13 protein-coding genes are annotated in these 13,992 nt (G+C 61.1%); 10 read left to right on the forward strand and 3 right to left on the reverse strand.

Going from position 1 to position 13,992, the window contains the following annotated elements; genetic code table 11:
* Positions 1-7 precede the first annotated feature (7 nt).
* The 7 genes from M5B97_RS17975 (at position 8) to M5B97_RS18005 (ending at position 7,548) form a co-directional block, all read left to right on the forward strand.
* Positions 8-880, forward strand: coding sequence for an SDR family oxidoreductase (locus M5B97_RS17975; protein ID WP_248732210.1), 873 nt, complete (start codon positions 8-10; stop codon positions 878-880).
* A gap of 3 nt (positions 881-883) precedes the next feature.
* Positions 884-2,500 (forward strand): geranyl-CoA carboxylase subunit beta, encoded by a 1,617-nt coding sequence (gene atuC / locus M5B97_RS17980; RefSeq protein WP_248732211.1) that lies wholly within the window; start codon positions 884-886, stop codon positions 2,498-2,500.
* 16 nt (positions 2,501-2,516) lie between these two features.
* Positions 2,517-3,674, forward strand: a complete 1,158-nt coding sequence (gene atuD, locus M5B97_RS17985; protein ID WP_248732212.1) for a citronellyl-CoA dehydrogenase — start codon at positions 2,517-2,519, stop codon at positions 3,672-3,674.
* Positions 3,671-4,432 carry an enoyl-CoA hydratase-related protein gene (locus M5B97_RS17990; RefSeq protein WP_248732213.1) on the forward strand — a complete coding sequence of 254 codons (762 nt, stop codon included), beginning with the start codon at positions 3,671-3,673 and terminating at the stop codon, positions 4,430-4,432. The genes atuD and M5B97_RS17990 overlap by 4 nt, the downstream gene beginning before the upstream one ends.
* A gap of 42 nt (positions 4,433-4,474) precedes the next feature.
* Complete coding sequence (locus M5B97_RS17995; protein ID WP_248732214.1) at positions 4,475-6,370, forward strand: acetyl/propionyl/methylcrotonyl-CoA carboxylase subunit alpha; 1,896 nt, start codon at positions 4,475-4,477, stop codon at positions 6,368-6,370.
* Between the two features lie 287 nt (positions 6,371-6,657).
* Complete coding sequence (locus M5B97_RS18000) at positions 6,658-7,200, forward strand: exonuclease domain-containing protein (protein ID WP_248732215.1); 543 nt, start codon at positions 6,658-6,660, stop codon at positions 7,198-7,200.
* Between the two features lie 63 nt (positions 7,201-7,263).
* Complete coding sequence (locus M5B97_RS18005) at positions 7,264-7,548, forward strand: pyrimidine/purine nucleoside phosphorylase (RefSeq protein ID WP_123717533.1); 285 nt, start codon at positions 7,264-7,266, stop codon at positions 7,546-7,548.
* Positions 7,549-7,597: 49 nt separating this feature from the next.
* On the opposite strand, the gene M5B97_RS18010 is transcribed toward M5B97_RS18005, so the two are convergent.
* A complete protein-coding gene (locus tag M5B97_RS18010) occupies positions 7,598-8,404 on the reverse strand; it encodes an MOSC domain-containing protein (RefSeq protein WP_248732216.1) in 807 nt (268 codons plus the stop codon).
* A gap of 98 nt (positions 8,405-8,502) precedes the next feature.
* Positions 8,503-9,432: a chemotaxis protein CheV gene (locus M5B97_RS18015; RefSeq protein ID WP_123717531.1), complete on the reverse strand. Its 930-nt coding sequence runs from the start codon at positions 9,430-9,432 to the stop codon at positions 8,503-8,505.
* A gap of 554 nt (positions 9,433-9,986) precedes the next feature.
* Between M5B97_RS18015 and M5B97_RS18020 the strand changes: the two genes are divergently transcribed.
* The 3 genes from M5B97_RS18020 to M5B97_RS18030 all read left to right on the forward strand — a co-directional run bounded on the left by M5B97_RS18020 (position 9,987) and on the right by M5B97_RS18030 (position 12,354).
* Positions 9,987-10,436 (forward strand): hypothetical protein, encoded by a 450-nt coding sequence (locus M5B97_RS18020; RefSeq protein ID WP_177421564.1) that lies wholly within the window; start codon positions 9,987-9,989, stop codon positions 10,434-10,436.
* A 368-nt stretch (positions 10,437-10,804) separates the two neighbouring features.
* Positions 10,805-11,698, forward strand: coding sequence for a sensor histidine kinase (locus tag M5B97_RS18025; protein ID WP_248732221.1), 894 nt, complete (start codon positions 10,805-10,807; stop codon positions 11,696-11,698).
* Positions 11,695-12,354 (forward strand): response regulator transcription factor, encoded by a 660-nt coding sequence (locus tag M5B97_RS18030; RefSeq protein WP_134656878.1) that lies wholly within the window; start codon positions 11,695-11,697, stop codon positions 12,352-12,354. Before M5B97_RS18025 ends, M5B97_RS18030 begins: the two co-directional genes overlap by 4 nt.
* Here the strand turns inward: M5B97_RS18030 and yegS are convergent.
* A complete protein-coding gene (gene yegS, locus M5B97_RS18035) occupies positions 12,313-13,233 on the reverse strand; it encodes a lipid kinase YegS (protein WP_248732217.1) in 921 nt (306 codons plus the stop codon). The genes M5B97_RS18030 and yegS overlap by 42 nt on opposite strands.
* Positions 13,234-13,992: the final 759 nt, after the last annotated feature.

Genomic DNA, 13,992 nt, shown 5'->3' on the forward strand with positions numbered 1-13,992 from the left:
CGTTGCCGTGGCCTTCGACTCGATCTTCAAAGCCGACCTGTTCCAGGGGCAAACCGTCATAGTCACGGGAGGCGGCAGCGGCATAGGCCGTTGCACCGCCCATGAACTGGCGGCCCTGGGCGCCAACGTGATGCTCATTGGGCGCAAACCGGAAAAACTGCAGACGGTGGCGGCGGAAATTGCCGAAGACGGCGGCAGCGCTCATTGGCTGGCTTGCGATATCCGCGATGAAGAGGCGGTGAAAACCCGGGTCAGCCAGATCATCGGCGAGCACGGCCCGATCCACGGGTTGGTGAATAACGCTGGCGGCCAGTACCCTGCGCCGCTGGCGTCGATCAACCAGAAAGGCTTTGAAACCGTACTGCGTACCAACCTGGTCGGCGGCTTTCTGATGGCCCGTGAAGTGTTCAACCAATCCATGAGCAAGCACGGCGGCGCCATCGTCAACATGCTTGCCGACATGTGGGGTGGCATGCCCGGCATGGGCCACTCCGGGGCGGCCCGTTCGGGCATGGATAACTTCACCAAGACCGCCGCGTTCGAATGGGGTTACGCCGGTGTGCGGGTCAATGCCGTCGCGCCGGGCTGGATCGCTTCCAGCGGCATGGACACCTACGAAGGTGCGTTCAAGGCGGTGATCCCGACGCTGCGCGAACATGTGCCGCTCAAGCGCATCGGCACCGAGTCGGAAGTCAGCGCCGCCATTGTGTTCCTGCTCAGCCCCGCCGCCGCCTTTATCAGCGGCAGCACGTTACGCATCGACGGCGCCGCCAGCCTGGGCAGCCGAGCCTGGCCGCTGAACAAGGCACAGCCACCCAGCGAGCCGTTCAATGGTTTTCACCGTGCATATGTGCCCGATGTGCTCAAGGCGGAGCAATAAACCATGCCGGTGATCGAAACGCTGATCGACATCCACAGCCCGCAATTCGCGCAAAACCGCGAAGCCATGTTGACGAGTCTTCAGCAGTTGCGCCAACTGGAACAGAACCTGCTGAGCAAAGCACAGGATGCCAAGCCCAAGTTCGACAAACGCAACCAACTGCTGCCCCGCGAACGCCTCAACCTGCTGCTGGACCCTGGAGCACCGTTTCTCGAACTGGCCAGCCTGGCCGGCTACAAACTCCACGACGACAAAGACGGCAGCGCCGCCGGGGGCGGATTGATCGCCGGCATCGGTTACGTCAGCGGTGTGCGCATGCTGGTAGTGGCCAATAACAGCGCGATCAAGGGCGGGACTATTTCCCCCACGGGCCTGAAGAAATCCCTGCGCCTGCAACAGATCGCCATGGAGAACAAACTGCCGGTGGTGACCCTGGCGGAAAGTGGCGGCGCAAACCTCAACTACGCCGCCGAGATTTTTGTCGAAGGGGCACGCAGCTTTGCCAACCAGGCGCGCATGTCGGCCATGGGCTTGCCGCAGATCACCGTGGTGCACGGCTCGGCCACGGCGGGCGGAGCCTATCAGCCGGGGCTGTCGGATTACGTGGTGGTAGTGCGCGGCAAAGCCAAGCTGTTCCTGGCCGGGCCGCCGCTGCTCAAGGCCGCCACCGGCGAAGTGGCGACCGATGAACAATTGGGTGGCGCCGAGATGCATGCGCAAACCGCCGGCACGGCAGAGTACCTGGCGGAAAATGATGCGGATGGCGTGCGTATCGTGCGCGAAATCGTCGACCTGCTGCCGTGGAATGATCGTCTGCCGCCCGCCTCGAAACGGCCTTACACAGAGCCGTTGTATCCCATCGACGAACTGCTGGGGCTGATCCCCGATGACCCGAAAAAGCCCTACGACGTGCGTGAAATCCTCGCGCGCCTGGCCGACGGTTCGGCTTTCCTGGAATTCAAGGGCGAGTTCGATGCCCACACCGTCTGCGGCCACTTGCACATCCAGGGTCGTGCCGTTGGGGTGATCGGCAATAACGGCCCGATCACGCCCAAGGGCGCAAGCAAAGCGGCGCAGTTTATCCAGCTGTGCGACCAGAGCCGCACACCGCTGCTGTTCCTGCACAACACCACCGGTTTCATGGTCGGCACCGAATCGGAACAGCAAGGCGTGATCAAGCACGGCGCGAAGATGATTCAGGCAGTGGCCTCTGCGCGGGTGCCCAAGCTCACGATTGTGGTCGGCGGTTCCTACGGCGCCGGCAACTATGCCATGTGCGGCCGCGGTCTGGACCCGCGGTTCATCTTCGCCTGGCCCAACAGCCGCACGGCAGTGATGGGCGGCGCACAAGCGGGCAAGGTGCTGCGTATCGTCACCGAGGCCAAGCAGTTGAAAGACGGCCTGGTGCCCGACCCCAAGATGCTGGACATGCTGGAACAGGTGACCGCGCAGAAACTCGACAGTCAATCCACTGCACTGTATGGCAGCGCCAATCTGTGGGATGACGGGCTGATAGATCCCCGCGATACGCGCACGTTGCTGGGGCTGCTGCTGGATATCTGCCACGAAGCCGAGGTCAGGCAGTTGCAGCCCAACAGCTTTGGTGTAGCGCGTTTCTAACAGGAGAACAAACACGATGATCTTCACCCAGGAACACCAGGAACTGCGCCGCACCGTCCGCGCTTTTGTCGACCGCGAGATCAACCCTTACGTGGATGAATGGGAAAAAGCCGGGCGTTTTCCCATCCACGAGATCTTCCGCAAGGCCGGCAACCTCGGCCTGCTGGGCATCTCCAAGCCGGAGAAATTCGGTGGCATGGGCCTGGACTACAGCTACTCGATTGTCGCTGCCGAAGAATTCGGCACCATTCGTTGCGGCGGCATTCCCATGTCCATAGGCGTGCAAACCGACATGTGCACCCCGGCCCTCGCCCGCTTCGGCGGCGATGAACTGCGCGACGAATTCCTGCGCCCGGCCATCAGCGGCGAGCAAGTGGGCTGTATCGGCGTCTCGGAAACCGGCGCCGGTTCCGACGTGGCCGGGTTGAAAACCCATGCGCGCAAGGACGGCGGCGATTACGTGATCAACGGCAGTAAAATGTGGATCACCAACTCCCCCAGCGCCGACTTTATCTGCCTGCTGGCCAACACCTCCGACGACAAACCGCATATCAACAAATCGCTGATCATGGTGCCGATGAATACGCCCGGCATCAGCGTCAGCCCGCCGCTGGAAAAACTCGGCATGCACAGTTCCGAGACCGCCCAGGTGTTCTTCGACGACGTGCGCGTGCCCCAGCGCAACCGCATCGGCCAAGAAGGTGCGGGTTTCATGATGCAGATGCTGCAATTCCAGGAAGAGCGCCTGTTTGGCGCGGCCAACATGATCAAGGGCCTGGAGTACTGCATCGACAGCACTATCGAGTACTGCAAGGAACGCCAGACGTTCGGCAAGGCCCTGATCGACAACCAGGTGATCCACTTTCGCATGGCGGAACTCGCCACTGAAATCGAATGCCTGCGCGCCCTGGTCTACCAGGCCACCGAGCAATACATCAAAGGCCAGGACGTGACGCGCCTGGCCTCCATGGCCAAGCTCAAGGCCGGACGGCTGGGCCGCGAAGTCAGCGACAGTTGCCTGCAATACTGGGGCGGCATGGGCTACATGTGGGACAACCCGGTGGCCCGCGCCTACCGTGACGTGCGGCTGGTGTCGATCGGCGGCGGTGCCGATGAAATCATGCTGGGCATCATCTGCAAACTGATGGGCACCTTGCCCGGTAAAAAGCCATGAACACCCTGCTGCTCGAAGCCCATCACGGCGTGCTGCACATCACCCTCAACCGCCCCGAATGCCGCAACGCCATGAGCCTGGAAATGGTCAATGAACTGCGCACGGTGCTGGCGGGGTTGGACAGCCAGGTGCGCGCACTGGTGATCAGCGGGACCGGTGGGCATTTCTGTGCCGGTGCGGATGTAAAGGACATGATCCATGCCGGCGATCGATTACAGGCGCTGAATCGGGCGTTCGGCACGCTGCTGCAGGAAGTTGAAGCGGTACCGCAGGTGGTGATCGTGGTGTTGCAAGGCGCGGTGCTGGGCGGTGGGTTTGGCTTGGCGTGTGTGAGTGATATTGCGATGGCTGATCATCAGGCGCAGTTCGGTTTGCCGGAGACCAGCCTGGGCCTGCTGCCGGCGCAGATTGCGCCGTTTGTGGTGAAGCGGATCGGGCTGACCCAGGCACGACGGCTGGCGCTGACGGCGGCACGGTTTGACGGGGTGGAGGCCGAGCGGCTGGGGGTGGTGCATTTTGTGGAGACGGACTCTCAGGCGCTGGCACAGCGCTTGGACGAGGTGTTGGAGCAGGTGCTCAAGTGTGCGCCCGGGGCGAATGGACGCACAAAAGCGCTGTTGCTGGCCAGTGTCGATGAGCCCCTTGAGCGTGTGTTGGATCGGGGCGCGCAGTGGTTTGCTGAGGCGGCGACCGGCGTCGAAGGGCTTGAGGGAACGCAGGCGTTTATACAAAAGCGTAAGCCGGGGTGGTGCAAATGACGCCATCGGGAGCAGACACCCCATCAGCCGAGGGATAACTCAATGCCGCCATTCAGCAAAATCCTGATCGCCAACCGCGGCGAAATCGCCTGTCGTATCCAACGCACGGCCCAAACCCTGGGCTACCGCACCGTGGCCGTCTACAGCGACGCCGACGCCCAGGCCCTGCACGTCCAAATGGCCGATGAAGCCGTCAACATCGGCCCTGCGCCGGTACAACAGTCCTACCTGAACATCCCGGCCATCCTCGATGCCGCCAAAAAAACCGGCGCCGACGCCATCCACCCAGGCTACGGCTTCCTCTCCGAAAACGCCGCATTCGCCAAGGCCTGCCTCAACGCAGGCCTGACCTTTATCGGCCCAAGCCCCGAAGCCATCGAACTGATGGGCAGCAAACGCCTGTCCAAACTCGCCATGCTCGACGCCGGCGTGCCCTGCATCAAGGGTTACCAAGGCACCCGACAAGACGACGCCACCTTACGGCAGGAGGCCAACCGCATTGGCTACCCCCTGATGATCAAAGCCAGCAGCGGCGGCGGCGGGCGCGGCATGCGCCTGGTGCACGATGCCGACGCCCTGCTGGAAAATCTCCACACCGCACGCTCCGAAGCAAAAAATGCGTTTGGCAGCGATGAATTGATCCTCGAACAAGCGCTGATCGACCCGCGTCACGTCGAGATCCAACTGTTCGGCGACCGTCATGGCAACCTCATCTACCTCGGCGAGCGCGACTGCTCGATTCAGCGCCGCCATCAGAAAGTCATCGAAGAAGCCCCCTGCCCCGTCATGACGCCCGAGTTGCGCCAGGCCATGGGTGAAGCCGCCCTCAAGGCCGGGGGCACGGTGAATTACGTCGGTGCGGGCACCGTGGAGTTTTTGCTCGACCGCGACGGCCGCTTCTACTTCCTCGAGATGAACACCCGCCTGCAAGTGGAACACCCGGTCACTGAACTGATCACGGGCCTGGATCTGGTGGACTGGCAGCTGAAAATCGCCGCCGGTGAACCGCTGCCGCTGAAACAGGCCGACGTGCTCCTGAGCGGCCATGCCATGGAAGTGCGTCTGTACGCCGAAGACCCGGCCCAGGGCTTTCTGCCGCAAACCGGCGATGTGCTGCGCTGGGAGCCGGCTGCCGGTGTGCGCATCGACCACGGCGTACTGCAGGGCCAGCGCATCAGCCCGTTCTATGACGCGATGCTCGGCAAGATCATCGCCCACGGCGCCACCCGCGAAGAAGCCCGACGCAAACTGCTGCGTGCGGTTGAGGACACCGTGCTGCTGGGAGTGACCACCAACCAGCGGTTGCTGGCCGATATGCTCAAACATTCAGACTTTATCGCGGGCGATTTCAGCACCGGCTTTGTCGTCGAGCATTTCAGCCAAATCCCGCCCCAGCCAGCGTCGCAAGAACAACTCGCCCTGGCCGCCGCGCTGTTTTATCAACACAGCGCCATCGCGCACTCACCTGGACTGGCGGGGTGGAGTAATAATGCACGTGGCACTGACACCGCGCCTTGGGCGTGCCGCCTGGAGGTCAACGGAGAAATCCATGACGTCAGTACCACGTCCCTGCACGTCACCACCGACGGCCGGCATGCCACCCTGGAATTCAATGGCATCCGCCGACGTATCGCCTACCACCTCAATGGCAACCGGTTGTGGCTGCCGGGCCTTACCATCACCAACTGCACCCAGCAAGTCGCCAGCCGCCAAGCCGGTGCCAGCAGCGGTACCGTCAAGGCGCCAATGGACGGTGCCATTGTCGACATACGTGTGAGCGTTGGCGAAACCGTCAGCAAAGGCCAACTGCTGCTGGTGCTCGAAGCCATGAAAATGGAGCATCCACTCACGGCCGGCATCGACGGTGTGATCAAGGGCCTGCAGGTCGTTGCTGGCGATCAGGTGCGCAATCGCCAGGTTCTGCTGGAGATCGAGTAGAAGCAGCCCTGGGACTTAATGCCAGTCAGCTAAGGGTGAACACTGTATGTGTGGCGAGGGAGCTTGCTCCCGTTGGGCCGCGAAGCGGCCCCGCTCTTTGTTTGCAAAGCATGGGACTGCTGCGCAGTCCAACGGGAGCAAGCTCCCTCGCCACAGGTTACTTTTTAGCCTTACTCCTTTGACTGACTGGCACTAGCCTTGGGACTCAATGAAAAAGCAGCGCGGAACTACAAGGTCACGCTACGCTCTATCCCCATCAGGAAACGAAGAGTACGGGAACCTGCGCGATGCCTCATTGGCTGATTATTGACCTTGAAGCCACAACGGATGAAGGCGGCTGGCCCGTGACGGAAATGGAAGTCACCGAGATCGGCGCAAGCCTGGTCAACCGCCAGGGCCGCGAACTGGATCATTTCCAGCGCTTTGTGCGGCCGCTGCGTCGCCCATTGCTGACGCCCTTCTGCCGCCAATTGACCCATATCACCCAGGCCAACATCGACGCTGCCGCCCCGTTCGCCGAGGTGTGGCCGCTGTTCGAACGCTGGCTGGGCCAGCATCAAGCACGTCTGGAAAGCTGGGCCAGTTGGGGGGATTACGATCGTGTGCAGTTGGAACTGGAATGGCAGCGCCATGACCTGACCAGCGCCCTGGCGCAAACGCCCCATATCAACCTCAAGCAACGCTTCGCCAAGGCGCGGCGCCTGGACAAGCCGCTGGGGCTCAATGGTGCCCTGCAATTGGCGGGGATGCAGTTCCATGGCCAGCAGCATCGCGCGCTGGAAGATGCGCGCAACACCGCACGCCTGCTGCCGTTGATTTTGCCGGTCTAGGCAGCTCCTCCGGGCTTGGGCATACTGGCCGACCTTTCCAGACCCTTTTCCGAGGATTCACCCATGTTTAAAGTCAATGAGTACTTCGACGGCACCGTCAAGTCGATCGCTTTCGGCACCGCAGAAGGTCCGGCGACTATCGGCGTGATGGCCCCGGGTGAATACGAATTCGGCACCGCCCAGAGCGAAATCATGCACGTGGTATCCGGCGCCCTGACGGTCAAACTGCCGGACGCCGGCGAGTGGGAAACCTTCGCCGCCGGCAGCCGGTTCAACGTACCGGCCAACAGCAAGTTCCAGCTGAAGGTGGCGGTGGACACCGCTTACCTGTGCGAATACCGCGGCTGATTTTTCTGCCCGTCAAAAAAATGCCCGTCTCGCAGGAGACGGGCATTTTTTATTCCAGGATCATGACCGGCATGCCCACCTCGAGGTGGCCAATGCCGTCGTTGACCAGGTTCTGGCCGAACATCGCACCGTTCTCCGTCTTGCGATAGGAGTCGAGCGTGGCGAAAGGCTCGCGGTCAGCACTACGCTCGCCGGTTGCGGGGTCGATCGTGGTCAGAATGCAGCGTGAGCACGGCTTGACCACGCGAAACTCGACGTCGCCAATACGCAGGCGCTTCCAGCCGTCCTCTGCGAAAGCTTCGCCTCCTTCGATCACCAGGTTGGGGCGAAAACGCAACATCTCCATCGGGCGGCCAACGTGCTGCGAAAGATCGTCCAGCGACGCCTGGCCGATCAACAACAGCGGGTAGCCGTCGGCAAAGGCCACTTGGTCGTCATCCTTGCCGAAACCAGCCTCGGTGGTACGTGCCCGCGCCAGCGGCATCTGCACCAGCCGCGTGGGCTTGCCGATAAACTCGCTGACCCAGGCCGCCGCCTCATCCCCGGCATCCGGCACGCGCAAGGTGTCGCGCCAGAGGGTCACGCCACGCAACTCGGCGTCATTGCCGGGCAAAGCCACCTCAAGCGGCGCGACGCCTGGGGTGCTGAGGGTCAAGCCACCGGCAGCGTTCCACAGCGCCGATAACTGGCTCATCTTCGCCACCGCCCGCTGCGTCAGGAAACGCCCGCTGGCTTCGTCCACCAGCATCCAGCGTCGGTCCCCTGCCAACCCCAGTCTATCCAGGCCGATCTGCTGCAAGACCTCGGCCTTGCCGGACTTCAAAGGGTAACGGTACAACGCGCTGAGACGAAGCATGGGCCTGCTTTCCTGGGGGGATAGAGCGCCACCCTATACGAGCAAGGCCCCGGAATCAAAAACCATGGCTTTGTTTATGGTTAACGGGCCTGCCCCGCTCACTGCGCATCCAGCATCAAACGTTGGCGCACCACATCCACCAGTTTGTCCGGCTGGAACTTGGACAGGAAGTTGTCGCAGCCGACCTTCTTGACCATCGACTCGTTGAAGCTGCCCGACAGCGAGGTGTGCAACACCACGTAGAGCCCGCGCAAGCGTGGGTCGTTGCGGATCTCGGTGGTCAGGCGATAACCATCCATCTCGGGCATTTCGGCGTCGGTGAAGATCATCAGCAGCTTGTCGGTCATCACCTGACCGCTGTCGGCCCACGCCTTGAGCATATTCAGTGCCTTGAGCCCATCGCTGGCGATGTGCATCTTCACCCCGAGCTGCCCAAGGGTGTCGCGCAGTTGCGAAAGGGCTACGTTGGAGTCATCCACCAACAGTACTTCGCGGCCACGGGCGCGTTCCAGCACCGGGTCTTCGAGTTTTTCACGGGAAACCTTGGCGTTGTACGGCACGATCTCAGCGAGGACTTTTTCCACGTCGATGATTTCCACCAACTGATCATCGACCTTGCTGATGGCGGTGAGGTAATGCTGGCGCCCGGCGCTGGTCGGCGGAGGCAGGATGGCTTCCCAGTTCATGTTGACGATGCGGTCCACGCCGCCCACTAGGAACGCCTGCACCGAGCGGTTGTACTCGGTGACGATAATGGTGCTGTTGGGCCCCGGCACCAGCGGGCGCATGCCGATGGCCTGGGACAGGTCGATCACCGGCAGCGTCTGGCCACGCAGGTTGACCACGCCGCACACGAATGGATGGCGCTGGGGCATCAGGGTCAACTTGGGCAGTTGCAGGACTTCCTGCACCTTGAACACATTGATCGCGAACAACTGCCGCCCGGCCAGGCGAAACATGAGAATCTCCAGGCGATTCTCACCCACCAGTTGCGTGCGTTGATCTACCGTGTCGAGAATGCCGGCCATTAAAAGCTCCTGATGTGCGCGCTTGATTCACGCTGAGAGAGTATGCAGCTCAGTTAAGTCTAGTTATCGGCGGCAAACGCCAGACCTTGACCCCCCGTAAAATGCCATGTAAATCAGTTGATGTCACACTGACATCATGCTTTACTGAATCGCGCCTTCATGCGCCTTGCCGCAACGCCGCACGACATCCAAATCGGCGCGGGGTTCCGCTGCGTAAGGGATTCCCCTATAAGCAATCAGGTCCAACCTGATATTCGCGATATCTAATAGCCATTAATGTGACGCCATTCTCATTGCATGAATGGAGTCAGGCTTTTGTTTGCCACACCAAGCCCAAACCCCACGGGTCTTCCAGGCACTCTGTTGGCGGCAACTAACGTTGTGCAATTGCCCCGGACAACGCGGGTCACGCGCGGCTTTCGTGGTCAATTCAATAACGGTCCTACTGAAATCTCAGAACCGACCTACAGATCTCAGTCATATTTCAGCGGTAGTTTTACGCCATTCACCCGGTGCGACATCTCATCACCCGACCTTATGTTGTGGAGACTTACATGATGAATAGCGCAAACGAATGGCAAACTGCACTTCCCGAATTCCTGCTGGAAGCCGAAATGCTTCTGGCCAAATCGGAAGAGTGCTTGAGCCACCTGCATTTGATTCGCAACGACAGCGATGCCATCGACTGCATGAAAGCCAGCCTCGCCAAGCTGGCGGAAAAAGCCGAAGGCCTGGCACTGCAGGCAATCAGTGAATTCTCCAGGCATATCCAATACCTGATCGCCAACGCCGTGAACCCCATGCAATTGCATGATCAGGCCCTGGACGCCCTGCATGACTGCCTGACGTTGCTGGCCTGGCAACTGGAATTGATCGACACGCGCACCGGCGAACTGACGCTGGATGAAAGCGAACAAACAACGTTGATCGCGACGGTCACCCTGCAAATCCCACAGAAAGACTTCGGCAATAAGCCGCAACAACGGCTGCACCACAGGGTTTGAGCAATGATCAGGTCGTATTTAATACGTTAGTTATCTAAAAACGACCCTTTTGTTAGTCGCTCGAGATGATCTTGCGCGACAGATATGTCAATTAGCCATGCATGCAATAACGTTACAAACCAAATCTATTAGTACAACTACTCACTCACTTTGCACTTCGGGCTTATCACCTGGAATGTTTGCCTGGTTAATAAGCCTGCCGAGCAAGGCGCCAGGCGACCGACGATAACAGTGGTGGTACTATGCCCCGCTCGAAGTGGCTCAACTTCATCATGTCTACAAACGATTCGGCACCGTATTCCAAACAAGGGCCTGTCAGCCGCCATGACCGGCCTTCCCGCACCGAACCTTCATTGGCTCCATCCGCTATGTACGCCAGCCTCAAGTCACTCATCACAAGGTCCGTGTCCCGCAGCAATGCCCACCGCCTGGTCCTTGCCTTGTGCCTGTGCTCATTGTTGGTCAGCCTGTGGGCCTATATCGGCCGTATGCCGCTGCCTTTATCGATCCTGTTGCTAAACCTGACCACCTTGATCGTGGTGGGTGTGTGGCAGTGGAACTCGCGCAAATCCATCAAGCTCCAGCCCCAGGAGCTGGCCGACCGCCTGTTGCAAGTCCAGGAAAACGAACGTCACCGGCTCAGCCGCGACTTGCATGATGATATTGGCCAGTTGCTGACCGCCGCCAAACTGCAAAGCGAATGGCTCAAGCGCCGACTGCCGGACGACCTGCAAAGCCAATGTGCGGTGCTGTGCAATACCTTGAATGAAACCCTGGCCAAAGTGCGCGACGTCTCGGCGATCCTCAATCCGCGTCAGTTGGCCAGCCTGGGTCTGGAAGCCAGCCTGCGTGCGCACCTGCTCAAGACCCTGGAAAACACCCCGGTTCACTGGAGCCTGGAATGCCAGCAACGGTTGACCGGCATCCCCGAGGAAATGGCCGTGGCCGCCTTTCGCATCACCCAGGAAGCGGTGACCAACATGCTTCGCCATGCCCAGGCGCAGAACCTGCTGGTGCGCCTGCAACGACTGCCCGAAGGCTTGTCGCTGATGATCTGTGATGACGGCCAGGGCTTTTCACCGGCGCCCAACCCGGGCCTGGAAGGCCAGCGGGGTATGGCCGGCATGTCCGAACGGATCGATCAACTGGGAGGCTCCTTGTCCGTCAGCAGCCGGCCCGGCAAAGGCACGCGGATCGATGCACTTTTCCCCTGGGCGCCCCGCGCCCTCGAACGGGCCAGCGCCCCTAAGGCTGTTGAGTGACTTGCAAATTACTCCTGGTGGATGACCATGCCCTGATCCGGGCCGGCGTGCGCGCGCTGATCCTGGATATCCCCGGCTACACCGTGATTGGTGAAGCCAACGATGGCGCGCAACTACTGGAGGCATTCAGCACCCAGCAGCCGGATATCGTGCTGCTGGACCTGTCGATGAAACACACCGGTGGCCTGGACGCCTTGCAGCAACTCAAGGCGGCCTACCCCAAGAGCAAAGTGTTGATCCTGTCGATGCACACCGACCCCGAGCTGATCATGCGTGCGCTGGAGTCCGGCGCCCATGGCTACCTGCTCAAGGACACCACGACCAACGAGCTGGAACACGCCCTGCAGGCCCTGCGCAACAATGAGCGCTACCTGAGCCCCGCCATTGCCCACACCGTGATCAACCAGGCATTGATCCGCAGCCAGGGGCCGGCCTCGCCCGTCGCCCACAACCACACCCTCACGGCGCGCCAGCTGGAAATCCTGCGCCTGATCGTGCGCGGTAAATCCACCCGGGAAATCGCCCTGGGCCTGGGCTTGAGCATCAAGACCGTGGAAGCCCATCGCTCGCAGATCATGAAGCGCCTGCAGATCTACGACGTCGCCGGCCTGGTGCTATTCGCCGTGCGCGAGCAGATCATCAGCCTGGACGACTAGGGGAGAACCCGGCGGCAAGTGCACGCGCAAGGCCTTGGGCAACGCACTGAAACGCAGGTCGTCGCCCTGCAACGGTTCGCCATCCAGGTTGATGTACAACCCCTCGGCCACCTTGATCTCGACCCAGGGCAAGCGCGCCCGCACAAACATGTTATCCAGGCCCCAGCCGTCGCTCATCAGGGTGAGCAAGGTGCCGACCACCTCCTGGGGTGCCGGCAGGATGCTGATATCCAGCAAGCCATCATCGGCCAACGCGCCAGGGCACAGCACATGCCCACCGCCCGCCTGGCGGCCGTTGCCGATACCGAGCGCAAGCAAATCGCCTTTCCAGTGAAAGCCGGGGCCTTCCAGCTCACCATAAGCCGCCTTCAATTCGCTGAATCGCGTCAGGCCGGTGAACAGGTAGGCGGCGCCGCCGAGGACTTTTTTCAGGTCTTCCGAGGTATTGGCGGTGACCTGGCTGCCGAAGCCGCCGGTGGCCATGTTGAGGAAGATTTGCCCGCCGACCTCGCCGAGGTCGATCGCCCGCGGTGGCACGTCGAGCAGTGCCAACGCCTGGGCGGGTTCCAGCGGCACGCCGGCGGCGCGGGCAAAGTCGTTGGCGGTGCCAAGGGGCATCAGGACCAGGCTGGCGTCGGTCTTGGCCAGGGCCATGGCTTCGGCGACGTCACGCAGGGTGCCGTCGCCACCGCCGGCGATGATGTGGGTGTAGCCGTCGGCGAGGGCTTCGTTGACCAGGCGTTGGGCGTCGCCGCCTTCCCATGTGACCCGCACGGCCAATTCTCCACCCTGCTCGCGCCGGGCCTGTACGGCGGCGCGCACGTCCTCGTTCAGAGCTTGTTTGCCGTGGAGGATCAATAGTGCTTTAGGGGTGGTCATGGGTGGGTGACTCCGGGGGTTGAGGGTTCCTGAAGGATGTGGACATTGGGTCGGGGGGAAAAAGTCATTGGGGGGTGGAAATTAATTGGCCGGTTTATCGAGTACATTGGACTTGCCCCAGCACTCGGCACCTCGCCCAGGCTCGGTGTGCCCGTAATCCGACATTGATTTGGGGCGCCTGAGATCAAGATCAAAAGCGGCTCGCTTCGCATCGTGATGTGTGTAGACAGCCATGCTGTGCTGCAGCTTTTGCTTTCTGTGGGAGCTGGCTTGCCTGCGCTACACAGAGTAGCTACACGACTTTGGTGTGGCCATGAACCTGTGGCGAGGGAGCTTGCTCCCGTGACGGCTCGGAAGCCGGCGACTATCCAACTGGGCCTCCGCCAGAGAGTTCGTCCCCGATTGTTGGAATGGAATGAGTACATATCCATTGCTGCGGTAACGACGGCTTAGGGTTCCGCCCTTACGGCGGGTCACTTTTGGAAAAGAGCCCCAAAAGTAACCAAAAGGGCTCTTGCCCCACCACTCGGCACCTCGCTCAGGCTCGGTGTGCCCTCACTCCGGCTTGAATCCGTGGGCCGCCGTCATGGGCCATCCCTGGCCCAGGACGGCTAACCCGGCGTCCTGCCGGGTTACCCACGGATTCAAGCCTGCGTTCGGCCAGCGTGGTTTAACGGGGCGCCCAAGATCAAGATCAAAAGCCAGATCAAGAGCCAGATCAAGAGCAGATCAAGAGCAGATCAAGAGCAGATCAAGAGC

This window comes from Pseudomonas sp. MWU13-2517, from assembly GCF_023242545.1.
Taxonomy (GTDB): Bacteria; Pseudomonadota; Gammaproteobacteria; order Pseudomonadales; family Pseudomonadaceae; genus Aquipseudomonas.

Excerpts from the sequence above, each read along its gene's own strand:
- atuC (WP_248732211.1), top strand. The coding sequence starts at position 884 with ATGCCGGTGATCGAAACGCTGATCGACATCCACAGCCCGCAATTCGCG.
- atuD (WP_248732212.1), top strand. The coding sequence starts at position 2,517 with ATGATCTTCACCCAGGAACACCAGGAACTGCGCCGCACCGTCCGCGCT.
- M5B97_RS17990 (WP_248732213.1), top strand. The coding sequence starts at position 3,671 with ATGAACACCCTGCTGCTCGAAGCCCATCACGGCGTGCTGCACATCACC.
- M5B97_RS17995 (WP_248732214.1), top strand. The coding sequence starts at position 4,475 with ATGCCGCCATTCAGCAAAATCCTGATCGCCAACCGCGGCGAAATCGCC.
- M5B97_RS18000 (WP_248732215.1), top strand. The coding sequence starts at position 6,658 with ATGCCTCATTGGCTGATTATTGACCTTGAAGCCACAACGGATGAAGGC.
- M5B97_RS18005 (WP_123717533.1), top strand. The coding sequence starts at position 7,264 with ATGTTTAAAGTCAATGAGTACTTCGACGGCACCGTCAAGTCGATCGCT.
- M5B97_RS18010 (WP_248732216.1), bottom strand. The coding sequence starts at position 8,404 with ATGCTTCGTCTCAGCGCGTTGTACCGTTACCCTTTGAAGTCCGGCAAG.
- M5B97_RS18015 (WP_123717531.1), bottom strand. The coding sequence starts at position 9,432 with ATGGCCGGCATTCTCGACACGGTAGATCAACGCACGCAACTGGTGGGT.
- M5B97_RS18020 (WP_177421564.1), top strand. The coding sequence starts at position 9,987 with ATGATGAATAGCGCAAACGAATGGCAAACTGCACTTCCCGAATTCCTG.
- M5B97_RS18025 (WP_248732221.1), top strand. The coding sequence starts at position 10,805 with ATGTACGCCAGCCTCAAGTCACTCATCACAAGGTCCGTGTCCCGCAGC.
- yegS (WP_248732217.1), bottom strand. The coding sequence starts at position 13,233 with ATGACCACCCCTAAAGCACTATTGATCCTCCACGGCAAACAAGCTCTG.